The sequence below is a fragment of the Alkalibacterium sp. f15 genome (assembly GCF_049389645.1).
Lineage (GTDB): Bacteria > Bacillota > Bacilli > Lactobacillales > Carnobacteriaceae_A > Alkalibacterium.
On record NZ_CP186540.1, the window covers coordinates 1,268,086 to 1,285,851 of the forward strand.

General features: G+C 41.2%; 14 protein-coding genes, 1 pseudogene and 1 other annotated feature. Of the genes and pseudogenes, 11 read left to right on the forward strand and 4 right to left on the reverse strand.

What is annotated here, in order from left to right; all coding sequences use genetic code 11:
• The first annotated feature begins 10 nt into the window (after positions 1–10).
• The 9 genes from ACO1PF_RS06165 to ACO1PF_RS06205 all read left to right on the forward strand — a co-directional run bounded on the left by ACO1PF_RS06165 (position 11) and on the right by ACO1PF_RS06205 (position 10,749).
• Positions 11–2,497, forward strand: coding sequence for a heavy metal translocating P-type ATPase (locus ACO1PF_RS06165; RefSeq protein WP_423190446.1), 2,487 nt, complete (start codon positions 11–13; stop codon positions 2,495–2,497).
• Between the two features lie 21 nt (positions 2,498–2,518).
• Complete coding sequence (locus ACO1PF_RS06170) at positions 2,519–2,728, forward strand: heavy-metal-associated domain-containing protein (RefSeq protein ID WP_423190447.1); 210 nt, start codon at positions 2,519–2,521, stop codon at positions 2,726–2,728.
• A gap of 280 nt (positions 2,729–3,008) precedes the next feature.
• Positions 3,009–4,103, forward strand: a complete 1,095-nt coding sequence (locus ACO1PF_RS06175) for a hypothetical protein (RefSeq protein ID WP_423190448.1) — start codon at positions 3,009–3,011, stop codon at positions 4,101–4,103.
• 139 nt (positions 4,104–4,242) lie between these two features.
• The gene (pcp, locus tag ACO1PF_RS06180) at positions 4,243–4,890 is read left to right on the forward strand and encodes a pyroglutamyl-peptidase I (protein ID WP_423190449.1); all 648 of its coding nucleotides are present in this window, start codon (positions 4,243–4,245) and stop codon (positions 4,888–4,890) included.
• Positions 4,891–4,962: 72 nt separating this feature from the next.
• Positions 4,963–6,135: a cation:proton antiporter gene (locus ACO1PF_RS06185; protein ID WP_423190450.1), complete on the forward strand. Its 1,173-nt coding sequence runs from the start codon at positions 4,963–4,965 to the stop codon at positions 6,133–6,135.
• 88 nt (positions 6,136–6,223) lie between these two features.
• Positions 6,224–6,480 (forward strand) — a binding site (T-box leader).
• A gap of 405 nt (positions 6,481–6,885) precedes the next feature.
• On the forward strand, positions 6,886–7,956 hold the full coding sequence (locus ACO1PF_RS06190; RefSeq protein WP_423190451.1) for a methionine ABC transporter ATP-binding protein: 1,071 nt from the start codon (positions 6,886–6,888) through the stop codon (positions 7,954–7,956).
• A gap of 10 nt (positions 7,957–7,966) precedes the next feature.
• On the forward strand, positions 7,967–8,647 hold the full coding sequence (locus ACO1PF_RS06195; protein ID WP_423190452.1) for a methionine ABC transporter permease: 681 nt from the start codon (positions 7,967–7,969) through the stop codon (positions 8,645–8,647).
• Between the two features lie 28 nt (positions 8,648–8,675).
• Entirely contained in the window at positions 8,676–9,494 is an 819-nt protein-coding gene (locus tag ACO1PF_RS06200; protein WP_423190453.1) for a MetQ/NlpA family ABC transporter substrate-binding protein, read from the forward strand.
• A gap of 64 nt (positions 9,495–9,558) precedes the next feature.
• Positions 9,559–10,749, forward strand: a complete 1,191-nt coding sequence (locus ACO1PF_RS06205; protein ID WP_423190454.1) for an amidohydrolase — start codon at positions 9,559–9,561, stop codon at positions 10,747–10,749.
• An 89-nt stretch (positions 10,750–10,838) separates the two neighbouring features.
• On the opposite strand, the pseudogene ACO1PF_RS06210 reads toward ACO1PF_RS06205, so the two are convergent.
• Together ACO1PF_RS06210 and ACO1PF_RS06215 are read right to left on the reverse strand one after the other, a co-directional pair.
• A pseudogene (locus ACO1PF_RS06210) lies at positions 10,839–12,631 on the reverse strand (ABC transporter permease/substrate binding protein).
• Positions 12,621–13,829, reverse strand: coding sequence for a quaternary amine ABC transporter ATP-binding protein (locus ACO1PF_RS06215; protein WP_423190455.1), 1,209 nt, complete (start codon positions 13,827–13,829; stop codon positions 12,621–12,623). Before ACO1PF_RS06215 ends, ACO1PF_RS06210 begins: the two are co-directional and overlap by 11 nt.
• Before the next feature lie 646 nt (positions 13,830–14,475).
• On the opposite strand from ACO1PF_RS06215, the gene ACO1PF_RS06220 reads away from it, so the two are divergent.
• Positions 14,476–15,057, forward strand: a complete 582-nt coding sequence (locus ACO1PF_RS06220) for a DNA-3-methyladenine glycosylase I (protein ID WP_423190456.1) — start codon at positions 14,476–14,478, stop codon at positions 15,055–15,057.
• Positions 15,054–15,494 (forward strand): VOC family protein, encoded by a 441-nt coding sequence (locus ACO1PF_RS06225; RefSeq protein ID WP_423190457.1) that lies wholly within the window; start codon positions 15,054–15,056, stop codon positions 15,492–15,494. Before ACO1PF_RS06220 ends, ACO1PF_RS06225 begins: the two co-directional genes overlap by 4 nt.
• A gap of 39 nt (positions 15,495–15,533) precedes the next feature.
• On the opposite strand, the gene ACO1PF_RS06230 is transcribed toward ACO1PF_RS06225, so the two are convergent.
• Positions 15,534–16,262, reverse strand: a complete 729-nt coding sequence (locus ACO1PF_RS06230; protein WP_423190458.1) for an amino acid ABC transporter ATP-binding protein — start codon at positions 16,260–16,262, stop codon at positions 15,534–15,536.
• Positions 16,255–17,706 carry an amino acid ABC transporter substrate-binding protein/permease gene (locus ACO1PF_RS06235; RefSeq protein WP_423190459.1) on the reverse strand — a complete coding sequence of 484 codons (1,452 nt, stop codon included), beginning with the start codon at positions 17,704–17,706 and terminating at the stop codon, positions 16,255–16,257. Before ACO1PF_RS06235 ends, ACO1PF_RS06230 begins: the two co-directional genes overlap by 8 nt.
• Positions 17,707–17,766 lie beyond the last annotated feature (60 nt).

The window sequence follows — 17,766 nt, forward strand, 5'->3', positions numbered from 1 at the left end:
AGGAAAAGTGATGGAAACGAAATCTTATCCGATCGAGGGGATGACCTGTGCGTCATGCGCTTCGACAGTAGAAAAAACGGCGAAAAATTTAAATGGTGTGCTTGAAGCATCCGTCAACCTTGCTTCAGAAAAACTGAATATCAAGGTTGAAAAAGGGAATTTTGATCCGAAAGAACTCGAAAAACAAATAGATGGAACTGGCTATACCCTTATCATGCCACAATATGTGACAAAGACCTTCGATGTGGAAGGGATGACGTGTGCCTCTTGTTCTGCAACAGTGGAGAAGACGGCGGCTAAACTTAACGGTATGGAAAAGGCGTCCGTTAACTTGGCTTCTGAAAAAATGTCTGTCACGTACAATCCGCTCGAATTATCAGTACGAGATATTTCAGATGCTATATCCAATACTGGTTATAAAGCTTTTCCTATAGACGAAGACCAGATGGAGATTTCTCGACCAGACGAAACCGAAAAGATGTCTAAAGAAGAAATGTACAGAAAACGGACGATCTTGTCCGCACTCTTTACGATTCCAGTCATGATCGTTTCCATGGGCCCCATGGTGGGCATAATGCCACCTGGTATAATCGATCCCATGTACAACGCAACAAATTTTGCTTTACTGCAGTTGGCATTGACACTCCCAGTCATGTGGTCCGGCAGATCTTATTTTGAACAGGGATTTAAAACATTATCCAAAGGCCATCCTAATATGAATTCATTGATTTCATTAGGTACAGCTGCCGCATTCATTTATAGTCTGGCCGCGACGTTTGCGATCATATTCATGAATGCTGACTTGGCTATGATGCTGTATTATGAAACAAGTGCGGTCATACTAGCTTTTCACACATTAGGAAAATATCTGGAAGAACGTTCAAAAGGACGCATGTCAGAAGCGATTCAGAAATTAATGGATTTAGCACCAAAAACAGCGCGTGTGGTGCATAATGACACTGAAGAAGAAGTGGCCATTGAAAAAGTGTCACCGGGAGATATCATACGGGTACGCCCGGGTGAGAAAATGGCAGTAGATGGGATCATCGTCAGCGGTCGCACTGCAGTGGATGAATCCATGCTGACGGGTGAAAGTATGCCGGTGGCTAAAGAGATAGGCGACAACATTATTGGGGCCAGCATGAATAAAAACGGATCGATAGATTACCGTGCAACTAAAGTAGGTAAAGATACCACGCTCTCTCAAATCATCCAGCTTGTCGAAGAAGCGCAAGGGTCAAAAGCACCGATCGCCAAATTGGCTGATGTCATTACGGGCTATTTTGTGCCCATCGTCATGGGACTGGCCTTGGTTTCCGGCTTGGTCTGGCTCATAGCTGGTCAGAGTTTCATCTTTGCACTCACCATTTTAATTTCTGTCCTTGTTATCGCCTGTCCGTGTGCGTTAGGACTGGCAACACCAACTGCCATTATGGTCGGCACGGGTAAGGGAGCAGAACACGGTGTCTTAATTAAAAGTGGGGATGCGCTAGAAACTATTCACAACGTGGATACGATCGTCTTTGATAAAACCGGAACGTTGACAGAAGGCAAACCGGTCGTTACCGATTTGATCATGCGTAAAGGTTCATCGTTTTCAAGAGAGACCTTGCTTCAACTTGCGGCTTCTGCAGAAAAAGGAAGCGAACACCCTCTTGGCGAAGCGATCGTTAAACAAGCCGAGAATGAGCAGCTTAAGTTAACAGATGTGTCAGACTTTGAAGCTATTCCCGGTCAAGGACTGCTTGCAAAAGTAAATGAATATACTCTTTATTTCGGGAACAAGAAATTGATGGCGGAACAGCGATTAGCCATTAATGAACTGGAAGATATTGCCAATCAGTTGGCGGACGAAGGTAAGACACCGATGTATCTGGCTGTTGACAAGACTGTCGAAGGCATTATTGCAGTAGCAGATACGTTAAAAGAAAACAGTTTTGAAACCATTCAAGCTCTGCGTAAACAGGGCATTGAAATTGCGATGATCACAGGTGACAACACGCGAACCGCTAATGCAGTAGCGAAACAAGCAGGCATTGACCGCGTCTTGAGTGATGTATTACCTGAAGATAAAGCAAATGAAGTTAAGAAACTGCAGGAAGAAGGTAAAAAGGTAGCGATGGTTGGTGACGGTATAAATGACGCACCGGCTCTTGCTCAAGCAGATGTGGGTATTGCCATAGGTTCTGGGACGGATGTTGCCGTAGAATCAGCAGACGTCGTCTTGATGCGTAGTGATATCAAAGAAGTGTTGACAGCAATAGAATTGAGTAAAGACACATTGAAAAATATCAAACAAAATTTATTCTGGGCATTTGCTTATAATATCGTTGGTATTCCTATCGCTATGGGTGGACTTTATCTACTGGGTGGTCCACTCTTGAATCCAGCTTTTGCTGCAGCAGCGATGAGTTTCAGCTCAGTTTCTGTATTGCTCAATGCACTACGTTTGAAAAAATTCAAACCCACATTAGCAGAAAGAGTCAATGAACAATAAATAATAAAGGAGAGATCAAATATGAATTATCAGGCAAAAGTCGAAGGTATGAGCTGTAAGGGTTGTGCCAATTCCGTTAAAGCGGCCTTCTCAAATATTGAAGGCGTCTCACAAGTTGACATTAATTTGGATGAAAAAGAAGCGACATTTGAATCATCCCAAGCGGTAACGAAACAACAATTGGAAAATGCTCTTGCGGATACAAGCTATACGGTAGAATCATTAAAATGATTGAATGATTGAAAAACACTTTGCTCATGAATTCGAGCAAGGTGTTTTTTTGTAAATTTGTATAGTGTTGGATCAACGTTCGTATTAAGTTTCTTGAACCATTATCGTTACCGATATATTGCCTTATAGAAAGGAAAAAAAGCAGGTCTTATCTGAAACGTCTCTATTTTTTTATTGTTATTGAAACAAAAGGGCTTACAGAAAGAGGAAAATAGTGTATCATAAAAATAACCAATAAAAACAAGTTAAGAAGTGAAGACACATAAAAGAAGGTGAGTAGATGATTAAAGGTAAAGCATATGTCCCGTTTAGAATTCAACTGTCTCCCATAAAACAAATGGCCATGTTTCATTTTCATAAAAATCCAGACACAGAATACGATACATTTGAATTGCATTATATCGAAGGAGAGTCTTATGGCTCAGGATTTCGAGTGCTGGCATGGAGGAAGGATGGCTATCGAGACTCCTATGTTCAAGATTCTCTAACTATTTCAGAAGAAGATGAAATTTTATCAGTTGGAGGAAAAGGGTTGAAAGAACGCTATATTGTCGAATTCGATGAAGCTTATTTCAATCACGTGGATGGACGATTGGACGCCGGTTTTGTATTTAACGATAAACTTGATCGTCGCATTGTGTTATATGTTGATGAACGGATCGAAAAAGAATCAAATCCGTTAACCTGGCTCCCTTCAGTGGGGAATCACTTAGAGGAACCACATTCTATGCCGCTTTTTTTCCTTTATGATTTTGACTTTGCCAGAAAAAGAGACACTGACATTTTTCTGTCTATCGATGGCAATGTTAAAGAGGTTGATCCGTTCGCTTTTCCAAAAGATTTTCAGTCTCGGTATTATGTCGAATTTTCAACGAATTCGGTGGTTGCTAACTTCAACAAAGCAGGAAAATACGCACTTGAACAAGTTGAAATCAATGAGCAGGGCATAGCCAAAACGGATAGTCACACGTACTTATATGAAAAAGTTAATGACCTGTATAAGCTGAAAAGAATGACGCTGGAACACGAAACACATCCTGTTGAAGTGAGTTTTTCACCAGCTTTTCCCAATCACCGTGAAGTAGCAGAAGCCAAACCGTTTTACGGAGAATTTGTCATTCGTCCTTCAGGAGAAGCGGGGTTCTTAAAAGGTAAATACAATGTCTTGTACCAGCAAGGTAAAGCCATTATCAATCTTACTTTTCCTGAATCGTGGAACACACCCAAAGGAGCAAATTACGAACGAATCATCAATAGTATGACACCAAATATCAAATCATGGTATCAGACATATCAATGTAGACAAGTGGTGCAGCTTGAAGGTATGGACACGTTCATAGAATGGACGCGTGTAAATCCGGATAGGCGCTCATAATAATAATTAAATAGAGTATCAATGGACTGGATTTTGTATCATGATTCAGTCCGTTGATACTTTTTTCTAGGAGTCGTACACTTCATCACTAATGTATTCTTGGGCATTTAAAAGTGATCAGTAAGGGAGGTAAGGTAAAATGAAAATCTTAGTTAGTGGTTTTGATCCATTTGGTGGTGAAAAAGTGAACCCTGCGTATGAAGCGGTAAAATTGTTGCCAGATAACATAGCGGGTGCCGAGATAGTGAAACTAGAAATACCGACCGTATTTTATAAAGCTGCAGACGTCATTGAGCTAAAAGTTAAAGAAATCGACCCGGATGTCATTCTTTGTATCGGTCAGGCAGGAGGACGCTATGGTGTGACACCTGAACGTGTAGCTATCAATGTTGATGATGCGCGTATTCCGGATAATGAGGACAATCAGCCCATTGATTTAAAAATAAAAGAAGACGGACCAGCCGCTTATTTTAGCTTGTTACCTGTCAAGGCGATGGTGCTGAAAATGAGAGAGGCAAACGTACCTGCAAGCGTTTCTAATTCTGCCGGAACATTTGTATGTAATCATATCATGTATCAAATCTTATACATGATCGATAAGAAGTATCCTGATAAAATCGGTGGATTTATCCATTGTCCGTTTATTCCTGAACAAGTGATAAACAAACCGAATCAACCTTCAATGCATCTAGAAGGTATCTCAAAAGGATTACAAGCCGGAATCGAAGCAATCGTCGAGAGACAAGGTAAAGGTGATATCAAAGAAATTGGTGGCGCTATTCATTGATCAATGCTATTGTAAAAGCAGCAGTTTTAATACTGCTGCTTTTTTAATACATAAAAGAAAGAAGACGAGCTTATGTTAACAGGACTAGGATTATTGTTACTGCTGGGATATATCGGGGGGAAAATGGCCTCGAAAGTTAAACTGCCGCCTCTCATCGGTATGCTTTTTGTGGGTGTACTAATGGGCCCTTATATGCTTAATTGGCTGGACTCAGATTTATTATTAGTTTCGCAAGATATTCGGACGTTTGCCTTAATAATTATTTTACTAAGAGCGGGATTAGGGATAAAAAAAGAACAGATCAAAGAAGTGGGTGTGATAGCTCTGAAAATGAGCAGTATCCCCTGTTTGATCGAAGGGTTTACCGTTACCGGTTTAGCTTACTATCTGCTGGGATTTTCATTCGCAGAAGCAGGGATGCTTGGTTTTATCATTGCGGCGGTGTCACCTGCCGTTGTGGTTCCAAGCATGCTGGACTTGAAGGAAAAGCGACTAGGTGAAGATAAGCAAGTCCCCACATTACTCCTAGCGGGGACGTCCATTGATGATGTTTTTGCTATAACATTGTTTACATTCTTTCTAGGTTTAGGAACAGAAGCAATGGAAAGTTCACTATTGCTTGATATTGCACGTATTCCATTAAGTATTATTGGTGGCGTAGTAATAGGTGGTGTGCTTGCTTTGTTTGCTGTTTATATATTTAAGCTCATTCATAAAAAATATATTGAAAAATTGGTGCTTTTACTTGGAGCCACAATACTTTTTGTTGAGTGGGGAGATGCTTTGGGTATAGCAAGTTTATTAGGTGTGATGATAATCGGTTTTCTCCTACTGGAAAAGGTTCCTGCACAGTCGAAGGAATTTTCTCTAGCCTTAGGCGGATTATGGGTGTTTCTCCAGATCCTTTTGTTTGCCCTAGTGGGTGCAGAGGTCAATATTGCTGTTGCGTTAGATTCAGGATTTATTGGCTTAGGTATTATTTTAATTGGCCTTCTGGCTCGAAGTGCGGGTGTATGGATAGCCACAATGAGTAGCGACCTAAATACAAAAGAGCGTTTATTTTGTATGATAGCGTACACACCTAAAGCCACTGTACAAGCCGCGATCGGCGCCGTGCCTTTAGCTTTGGGTTTTGAACAGGGTGCTACGATTTTAGCTATTGCGGTGTTGTCGATTATCGTGACAGCCCCCTTGGGTGCGTTAGCTATCTATGCTACGGCACCCAAACTTTTGAAGCAGGGATGAAAATACGTTCAATTGATTTTCAAAAAAGATTTGACAATGTATTGTGAAGTGAGTATAGTAATAAACAAGTCGAAAATTAAAATTTAACAAGAAAACAATGTGAAAAGAAAAGTACATTTAGGAAGTCTTCTTAGAGAGTCTGTGCCGGTGAAAGCAGATAAGAGTGAATAAATGGAAAATGGTCTTGGAAGTGGAGTAAACGATCTTGCTGAAGGTAAGTTTACTACGGGTTCACCCGTTACAGTGACGCAGTCTACAAGAAGAATCTTGTGTACTGGCAGAGACAGTATCAGTGATGATGCTGTAAATTAAGGTGGTAACACGATAGATTTAGTCGTCCTTAAAAAAGTCTTTTTGATAAAAAAAGATTTTTTTAAGGTCGTTTTTTTTTACTTAAAGAACTGAATAGACAAAAAAACTGCAATGAAGAGTAAAGTACACTTATAATACAGCAACAACAGAGAGCCTGGGTAGATGAGAACAGGTTTGCTTGAATAAGTGGAAAATGGACTCGAAGCAGGATACCGAGTGTAACTAATACGGTTATATAAGGCTATCATGGGTTCGCCCACTACAGCGACGGAGCATAAGGAAACTCTTTGTGCTCTTTGAGGAACCAGTCGTGAGACAGGTTTGAAAAAAGGTGGTAACACGGACTAATCGTTCGTCCTTATAATCAGAGACATACTGATTATAAGGATGAACGATTTTTTTGTTTTTAAAAGGGAATACGATACTAGGGGGATACAAATGATTGAACTGAAGAATGTGGACGTGACGTTTCAAGATGGGAAACAGACGGTGAAAGCCGTCCGGGATGTGTCATTAAAAATAGACAAGGGAGATATTTACGGGATCGTCGGCTATAGTGGTGCCGGTAAAAGTACACTGGTTAGAACGATAAATTTGTTGCAGCGCCCGACGTCAGGATCGGTAATAGTAGATGCACAAGAATTATCTACGTTACCTGCCAAGTCGCTACGTACTGCACGAAAAAAAATAGGAATGATTTTTCAGCACTTCAACTTGATGCGGGCACGTACAGTAACTGGGAATGTCGCTTATCCCCTGAGAAAATCAGGTTTATCAAAAAAAGAAATCAACGATAAAGTGGATGACCTGCTGGAACTGGTCGGGTTGGCGGATAAGAAACATACCTATCCATCGCAGTTATCCGGAGGTCAGAAACAAAGAGTCGCGATTGCCAGAGCGTTGGCGAATGATCCGGAAGTCTTGCTATGTGATGAAGCAACGAGTGCTCTGGATCCTAAAACAACCTCTTCCATTCTGGAACTACTGAAACGACTCAATAAACAATTGTCGTTGACTATCGTGATCATTACACATGAAATGCAGGTCGTAAAAGAAATATGTAATAAGGTAGCAGTGATGGATGACGGGGAAGTGGTCGAGCAAGGGGATTTGGTTTCACTGTTCACTGCTCCTAAAGAAGCATTGACTCATGAGTTTATTGATACGGCGACCCACCTTGATCAAGCTTTGGAAAAGCTCAGGAAACACCCCACTCTGCTCGATCTAAGTGCAGACGATGTGCTCGCCAACATTACATATGTAGGAGCAAGTACGGGCACACCGCTCATAGCGAGTCTTTATGCACAGTTTGGAGTAACGACGAATATCTTATACGGAAATGTAGAGATCCTGCAGCAGACACCAGTGGGGAATTTGATTGTGGTCTTTTCTGGGGAGAAAAGGCAGCGGGAAAAAGCAGTCGCTTACCTTGAATCGAATAACATTGTAGTGAAACGGATCCAAAATGCACAGACGATTATACCAATTAAACAAGAAAAAATTAGTTAGGAGAATCGACATGATCAGCTGGTTTGAAACCTATTTTGAAAACGCACTGAGTATTCAACCGGAAATACTGAACAGTATATGGGAAACCTTGTATATGCTCGGTATATCAGCGCTTATTTCGGGGGTTTTGGGTATTATATTGGGCATTATACTTGTAGTAACTGAAAGACGAGGTATCTTGGAAAATCAAAAGGTATACGATTTTCTGGAAAGAAGTGTGAATGCTTTCCGTTCGGTACCCTTTATCATTATGCTGACATTGATTGCCCCGTTTACACGTTTTATAGTGGGTACATCGATCGGGACAACAGCAGCTATCGTTCCGCTTGTCATAGGGACGGTGCCGTTCTACTCCCGTCAGGTTCAAAATGCCTTGCTGGAGGTGGATAAAGGGGTCATTGAAGCGGCGGAAGCAATGGGATCATCACCTTTAGAAATTATTTTTCGAGTCTATCTGAAAGAAGGACTGTCCTCGATCATTCGAGTATCTTCTGTTACGATCATTAACTTGATCGGGCTGACTGCAATGGCTGGAGCGATCGGAGCAGGTGGCTTGGGGAACTTGGCTGTTGCGAGAGGGTACAATCGATTCCAGTCTGACGTGACGCTCGTTGCGACGATCGCCATCATGATCATCGTGTTGATGAGTCAGATGATAGGTAATTTTCTAGTAAGAAAAACGAGTCACTAAAAATAAAAACTAAAAGGGGAAATTAAAAATGAAAAAGACATTAAAATGGATTACACGTTTAGGCTTAGGATTTTTACTATTATTATTAGTGGCATGTGATGCATCTGCTGGAAGTTCAGATACAGTGACGATCGGTGTAATAGGAGAAGATAATGACGTTTGGGATTTTGTTGCAGAAAAACTGGAAAGGGAAGAAGGCATAACAATTGAATTGGTCCGCTTTACAGATTATGCTCAACCAAACAATGCATTGGCTCAAGAAGAAATCGATTTGAATGCTTTTCAGCATAAACTATTCCTGGAATCCTTCAACGCAGACAGCGGAGCGACACTGGTACCCATTGGGGAAACGGTCATTTCACCTTTAGGGATCTATTCTGATACACTAGCTGATGTGAATGAATTGGAAGAAGACGCTACGGTAGCCATACCTAACGATGTAACCAATGGTGGACGTGCCTTATTACTGCTGCAGACGGCTGGACTGATTTCAGTTGATCCAGAGGCCGGAGTGACGCCAACTGTGAATGATATAACAAATAATCCATTAAACTTGGAAATTCAGGAGCTGGATGCTTCTCAAACAGCCAGAGCACTTCAGGATGTAGATATATCGATCATCAATTCAGGAATGGCAGTGGATGCGGGCTTTGTTCCTAACGAAGATTCAATCTTCCTAGAGCCGGTGAATGACCAGTCAGAACCATATATCAATATCATTGTATCCAGAGAAGAAGATGCGGATAATGACGTGTTCCAGAAAGTAGTAGAAGCTTACCAGTCTGAAGATACAAAAGAGGTTATCGCAGAAACATCTGAAGGGTCTTCGATACCAGCATGGGATTAATTAGAAAAATGATAAAATCAGTTTCCTGAAAAGTTTTGCGAAAATTATGAAAAGGGTGATCATTATGACAACGACTTTAACCGATACATCTATCAAAGCACAGGTTCTTGAAGGTGCAGAAGAAGTCATTGCTTTAAGACGATACTTTCATCAGTACCCGGAAGCCAGTCTGAAGGAATATGAAACGATCAAGCGCATAAAAGAAGAATTAGTGAGATTAGATATCCCCTTCGAATCTGTCGGTGAAACGGGTGCAATAGGCACGATAGAAGGACAGAGGGGATCTGGTAAAACAATTTTACTTCGGGCAGACATAGATGCACTGGAATTAGAAGATGCGAAGAATAAACCGTACAAATCTAAAAACCCAGGTCTGCATCATGCCTGTGGACACGATGGACATACAGCTGCCTTGCTAGGAGCAGCTAAAATATTGAAGAGCCACGAAGATAAATTCTCAGGAACCATTAAGTTGGCCTTTCAGCAGGCAGAAGAAATTGGAGCCGGTGCACGCCAATTTGTTAAGGGTGGATTTGTTGAAGGGGTCGAGCAGGTATTCGGGCTCCACTTAGATTCAAGCGTCCCAGTAGGTAAAATCGTTTCGGTATCGGGCGCAACAAATGCATCCTGTGACATATTTAAAATCAAGGTTCATGGAAAAAGCGCGCATGTCGCTCAACCTGATAAAGGAATCGATGCTTTACTGACTGCCGCAGCAATAACAGTAGAACTCCAGAGCATCGTTGGTCGCGAAGTCAGCCCACTAGATAATGTGGTCGTCGCTATAGGGGTTCTGAATGCGGGAACTAGGTATAATATCGTAGCTAATCATGCATTTTTGGAAGGGACCGTACGAACATTTAGTCATGAAACGAGAAATCTGGTACTGAAGGCAGTGGAACGAGTGGCGAAGAGTGTTGCAGATTCACATAGAGCAACTATAGAATTTGAGAACTATGATGCAGCAGCGCCACTGATCAATGCAGAAGGTCCTGCAAATCGAGCTGCTCAAGTTGCTTCATCTATCGTTGGAGCAGAAAATGTGATTTTGAATAAACCAAAAAGTATGGGAGCAGATGATTTTGCTGATTTCCTTGCAGAAGCACCTGGCGTATACGCCCGAGTAGGCACACGCGATTTAGGTGATCCAGATACATGGTATGGTCATCATCATGAGAAATTTGATATCGCTGAAAAAGGATTAGCTGTTGCGACAGAACTTCATATCCGTTATGCCTTAGACTATTTAAAATAAAGACAAACAAAAAAGGAGACACCGTGAATATCAATCACGGTGTCTCCTTTTTAAGTTCATTGTCTCAAATAGTCTTTAAATTAAGGCTATTATTCGCCAATGCCTTCTGTCCATTCAGAAACAGTATCTTCATTCTCTTCGATCCAGTTACGTGCAGCTTCTTCAGGAGTTGAGCCTTCTTGGATTTCTAGCATGACGCCTTCCATGTCAGCTGTTTCCCAAAAGAAGTTATCAAGTATTTGATTAGCTTCTGGTAAGTCATCTTCAAAGCCTACACGAGTGAAGGTGTCGATTGTTTCTGCATCACCGAATATTCCTTGAGGATCTTCAAGATATTTTAAATCGTATGACTCGAATTTCCAGTGAGGAGACCAGCCGGTAACGATAATATCTTCTTCTTTTTCATAAGCGTCTGCCAATTGAGTCATCATCGCACCAGAAGATGATGTCTGAACATTCCAGTCTGCTAAGTTATCGTAGTCTGCTAAAGCTTGTTCTGCATTAGCAACAACGCCTGCGCCGGCTTCGATACCAGTAATGGTTTGACCAGCTTCATCTGTTAAATCAGCGATTGAATCTACATCCATATATGCAGGAACAACTAAACCAACAGCAGCACCTTCCAAGTTAGGTCCTAGATGGACTAAATCGTCTGAATATTGTTCAAGTTGAGGTGCATGTGTATTCGGTAACCAAGCAGAGACCATTGCGTCAGCTTCTCCATTAGAGACAGCTTCCCACATAATAGCGTTATCTAATTGTGTTAATTTAACATCGTAACCGACATCTTCCAATACTTGTCCAAGTACGTTTGTAGAAGCAATTTCTGAGTCCCAAGCGACATAAGCCAGATTGATTTCGCCTTCGAGTGATCCTTCAGTTGCTTCGTCGCCAGTTGTGTCTGCTCCGTCTTCACACGCCGCTAAAAATAGTGCTGAAGCAGATGCTGCCGTTAAACCTAATTTTTTCCAAGTAATGTTCAAAATAAAAACTCCTTTTAATTTTGTATATCTATTGAAGACTAAGCTAATTCTTAGTCTCTGTTAAATCCTTGCATCGTTCTGTCTAAAATAATTGCCAAGACAACTAAAGCGAAACCGGCGACAAATCCAGGTCCAACTTGAGCACGTTGTAAGGCGTTGATGACACGTTCACCTAAACCAGGTGCACCGATCATTGAAGCAATAACAACCATTGATAAGGCAAGTAAGATAGTCTGGTTAATACCAGCCATGATCGTTGCCTTAGCCAGCGGTAATTCCACTTTAAATAATTGTTGTGATCCTGTGCTACCAAATGACTGGGCAGCTTCAACCATTTCATCAGTTACTTGCCTAATTCCCAGGTTAGTAAATCGAACCGTCGGTGGTAAAGCGAAGATAACAGCAGAGAACACACCTGGAACCATACCGATTCCAAAGAATGCGACAGCTGGTATCAAGTAAACAAATGCCGGCATGGTCTGCATAAAGTCTAAGATGGGTGTGATAAGCACATTTGCCCATTCGCTCTTAGCCATCAGTATACCAACGGGTACCCCAATAATAATAGAGAGCAAGCTTGCGACAACAACCAGTGTGATGGTGTACATCAATGGTTCCCATAATCCCTGATTATAAATATAAATCAGGCCCAACAAGGTAAATACCGGCAACCCTATTTTTTTACCAGTAGCGAAAAAGGCTAAGGCAGTAAGCAATAGGATGAATAAGACTGGTGGAACAACGAGTAATAAATCTGTTACTGTGTCCATTGTCCAGTTACCTGCATCACGTAAGGCATCAAAAAGCCACGAGAAATTGTCCGTTAACCAGGATATAAAATTAGCCATCCATTCGGAAACAGGAATTTGAGGTATGATATCTAAAATACTATTCTCCATTATTTGAATCCTCCTCTTTTTCCCTAGCTAAGGCACCAATGACTAAACTACGGATAACGATACCTTCTAATTTATTGTTTTCATCAACCACTGCAACAGGTGTGTCAGAGCCATGAATGATATCGTACAAGTCATAAATCAAGGTGTCTTTAGAAACTTTAGGAATATCTGTTCGTATAATACTATCAAGGCTACGTATGTTAGATTTAACAGCCTCTAACACGTCTGTATCTGTAACATAACCTTTTAATTGCTGTTGTTTATCAATAATGAGCATGCTTGATAAGCCAGCTGTCTTCATTTCCTGTGCAGCCACACGTGGACCTGCTTTGCTCGATCGCAATGTTTGAGGACGGATCATAATATTTTCAGCCGTTAAGACTTTAGAACGATCGACATCTTCAACGAAACGCTCGACATATTCATTGGCCGGGTTTGTAAGAATTTCTTCTCCGGTACCCACTTGAACCACTTCGCCATCTTTCATAATAGCGATACGGTCACCAATACGTAATGACTCGTTCAAGTCATGGGTGATAAAGATGATTGTTTTTTGCATTTTTTCCTGCATTTCCAGTAATTCATCTTGCATGTCGCGTCGAATAAGTGGATCCAGTGCAGAGAACGCTTCGTCCATGAGTAAGATCTCAGGATCATTTGCTAACGCACGAGCTAATCCCACACGCTGCTGCATCCCACCAGATAATTGATTTGGACGTTGATCCTTATATGGAAGAAGTCCGGCATTATCAAGTGCTTTCTCAGCTTTTTTCTGACGCGTTTCCTTGTCTATGCCTTGTACCTCTAAGCCGTATTCTGTGTTTTCCAGAATAGTGCGGTGAGGGAATAGGCCGAAGTTCTGAAACACCATCGATACTTTTTCACGACGAACCTTACGCAGTTCATCTTTATTCATTTTTGAAACATCTTCACCGTCAATCAATATGCTTCCTTCGGTTGGTTCAATCAAACGGTTAAGCATACGCACTAATGTTGATTTACCACTACCGGAAAGTCCCATAATAACGAATATTTCGCCTTCTTCTACTTTGAAACTAGCTCGGTTGACACCAACTGTGGCTCCGGTCTTCTTAAGAATGTCATCTTTTGATGAGCCGCTCTTAACTAGTTCTAAAGCTTGTTTTTCTTTTTTGCCAAAGATTTTGACCAAATTTTGAATTTCGACTTTAGTTGTCAAAGATTTTCAGCCTCCTTAAATGTATTTTATATTCAATATTGACCTTATAATTTCAACGCTGGGCAACAGTTTAACGTGAAACGTTGAAAAACAAGTGTTATTAACGTCTGTTACACAACTATAATTATACCAAGCGATAGAAGTATAGTAAAACAATCAAACCTACTGTCAAGGTTTTTAATAGGGTGTTATCGTTTACGTAGCCTTTCAAAGCAGCTTTCTAAGAATTTGATTAGAAATTACAAATAAGTGACAAATTGATATAAATCGTAATATTCTTTGTGAAAATAAGCGTCTTATAAGAGTGTGAAACTTGCAGTTATGCGTTTTTTGATGTGAAAAAAAGGGGTTTTTAATGTTGCGGCATCGTTTATGCATAAACGATGCCGCAAATTTATGCAACTCTAAACATTATGAGTGTTTTTTTAATCTTTGTTTGCTTTTCAAGTTCTATCCATAATCCTAAAACCATAAAACCAAATGGATTCTTAACGCGTTTCACGAGTATACAAGTAGTACTTGAACGTAATGAGGATCTCTTGTCTAATGTTTTGCGGTTAGGCAGGAGATTAATTGTTCCAAAGTCTTCCTGATAGGTATTTACATAGAGTTTTAATACAATGGATTAAAAGAAGGGGAATAGAAAATGAAAAAAAGGTGCGGTTGGGTGACCGAAGATGCCGTTTATATTCATTATCATGATAAAGAATGGGGACGACCGCTTTATGATGATCAGAAACTGTTTGAACTGTTATGTTTAGAAGGTGCCCAGGCCGGTTTGAGTTGGCTAACGGTATTGAAAAAAAGAGACGGCTACCGAGAAGCGTTTGATCAGTTCAACCCTGAGCTCATTAGCCAGTATAGCGAAGATAAAATTCAGACTTTGTTGAAGAACGAAAAGATCATTCGAAATAAACTGAAAGTAAGGTCGGTAGTGACAAATGCACAGGCTTTTTTAAAAATAGTAGAAGGTGATCAGTCGTTTTCTGATTACTTGTGGGAATTTGTAGAGGGCGAACCTATTCAAAATAGTTGGGATAGTATAGAAGATATTCCGTCTCAGACAGAAAGAAGTCAATTCATGAGTAAACAGCTCAAAAAAGCTGGCTTTAAATTTGTTGGTCCAACGATATGTTATGCATTCATGCAGTCCAGCGGGATGGTCAATGACCACGTCACTGAATGTTTTTGCTACCAGGAAATCAAAAATGAGGAGGGAACGCAATGAATCGTCTGAATTTAGTTTGCATAGGGGTAAAAGATATGTCTCGGGCTTTAGCTTTTTACAAAGGAATTGGTTTTCAAACACCTGAAACAAGTGAAAGTCCACCAATCGTCTTCTTTGATAATGAAGGAAGCAAGTTGGAACTGTATCCCATATCGGAGTTGCAAACAGATATCGATCCAGACGATCCGCCAGCGCTTTCCGTTGGAGAATTTTCCGGTATCACATTTGCCTGCAATATGAAAACTAAAGAAGACGTTGATGCCACAATGAAATTAGTAGAAGCGGCAGGGGGAGAAGTAGTCAAGTCGCCTCAAACGGTATTCTGGGGCTGCTATAGCGGCTATTTCAGAGATTTAGACGGCTACTACTGGGAACTTGCTTATTCAGATGATTGGAAATTTGATGATCGGAACATGTTGATTATCGAAACCGAATAAAAAGAACCCTTCAAGCTCAAGCTTGAAGGGTTCTTTTGTTTATAAGATTTTATCTAAGAAGTTTTTGGTTCGTTCCTGTTGAGGATGATTGAAAAGTTGAGAAGGGGGTCCGATTTCCACGATATGGCCGTCATCCATAAAGACAACACGGTCAGCAACTTCCCTGGCGAATCCCATTTCGTGTGTAACGACAACCATGGTCATGCCTTGACTCGCTAATTTCTGCATGACTTCTAGGACATCACCTACCATTTCCGGGTCTAACGCACTTGTGGGTTCATCAAACAACATAATATCCGGATCCATAGCTAGTGCGCGCGCAATCGCTGCACGTTGTTTTTGTCCACCAGATAACGAATTAGGGTAAGCATCTGCCTTGTCTGACATGCCAACGCTTTCCAGCAATGACATGCCGAGTTCTCTACCTTCTTTTTTTGACAGGTTTCTTAACTCTTTGGGTGCCAGTAGAATGTTTTCCATAACTGTAAGATGTGGAAACAAGTTGAATTCTTGAAAGACCATACCGATGTTCTCTCTTATTTTATTGATATTTTGCTTGGCATCAGTCAAATCATGATCATCCACGATGACCTTCCCGTCATTGACATCTTCCAGTAAATTCATACACCTTAAATAGGTGCTTTTCCCGGATCCGGAAGGGCCAATGATAACGACGACTTCTCCTTCCTGGACTTCCAGGTCTAATCCTTTCAACACTTCAAGATCTCCGAAACTTTTATGCAGATTTTCTGTTTTTAATTTAGTCATTCATGAGACTCCTCTCAATTAGGTTAGAAAGTTTAGTTAGGATCGTAATAATAATGAGATAAATCAACCCGACGATGATCCACATCGCTCCCGACTGATACGAACGAGCAATAATGATACGACCCGACTGGGTCAATTCAACGATACCGATAACGGAAAGAATAGACGTATCTTTAAGTGTAATGACAAACTGATTAATTAATGAAGGAATCATTATTTTAATCGCTTGTGGCAAGACGACTTTTTGCATGGATTGTCTGTAGGGCAAACCAAGGCTTCGCGAAGCTTCCAGTTGACCGATAGGCACAGCGGCTATCCCGCCTCGCACCTGTTCAGCAATGTAAGCAGTGGTGTTCAGACTCAACGTAATAATACCTGCAGCAAAGGCTGAGAGTTGAATGTTAAATAATTGTGGAACGGTGAAATACATAAAGAACGCTAAGACAATTAAAGGAATCCCACGCAATACAGTGACATAAATATTGGCGATCAGATTAAGGGCCTTGTTTTTAGTAGCGCTGAATAATCCGATAATGGTTCCGGCCACTAGAGAGATACCGAAAGCAACAAGTGTGAGGACCAGTGTGCGTCCAAGCCCGGCCATCAATGCATCGAAGTTGTTTGACAGTAGCGAGAAGAACCCGGCGCTTTCAGCAACTGATGCGTCTTCGGCACTGATGAGATAAGTGTCTAAGATCTCGTCGTACGTGCCATCTTCCATCACATTCACTAAACCGGCATTGAACATTGCCAGTAATTCCTGATTTTGTCCGCCGTTAACTGCGAAACCAACAGGATAGCCTGCTTCTGGTTCAGTAGGCAGTTTCAAGGGTAAGCCTTGTTGAATCGCATAAGCCATGACGGGATAATCTTCCACGGCCGCGTCAGAATGTCCAGCCACTACAGCTTCATACATGTTGGCGGAATCTTCGAACTGATTGATCGTGACATCAAACTCTTGTGCGAGTTCCTCAGCGAACTGTGCACCTGTCGTTCCTACTTTGACAGCTAAGTTTTTTCCGTCTAAATCAGCATAAGATGAAATCTCATCGTTGTCTTCATGAACAGCCAGGACGGGTCCGGCATCAATGTACGGTTCGGAAAAATCGAATGATTCTTCTCGTTCAGGGGTAATGCTCATGGCAGCGATCATGCCATCCACCTGATTCGCTTCCAAAGCTTGAAGGCCTGCGCTGAAGTTCATCGGTCTCAGTTCATATTCAAACCCCTGGTCTTCAGCAATAGCGGCAAGTAAATCAATATCGATGCCGACATACTCATCATCCTCATTCTGGTATTCGAATGGAGCGAAGGTGACATCGGTTGCGATGATATAAGGATCTTCCTGAGCCTCAACAGGTTTAACTGGACTCAAAGAGCTTAATAATAGCAGCAGTGTAAAAGTAATGCTGACTATAAATATAGGTTTCTTTTTCATTTTCATCTTCTTTCTCCTCTCAAAATAGCAAGTATAAAAAATAACTACTCATAATTTTATATTAAA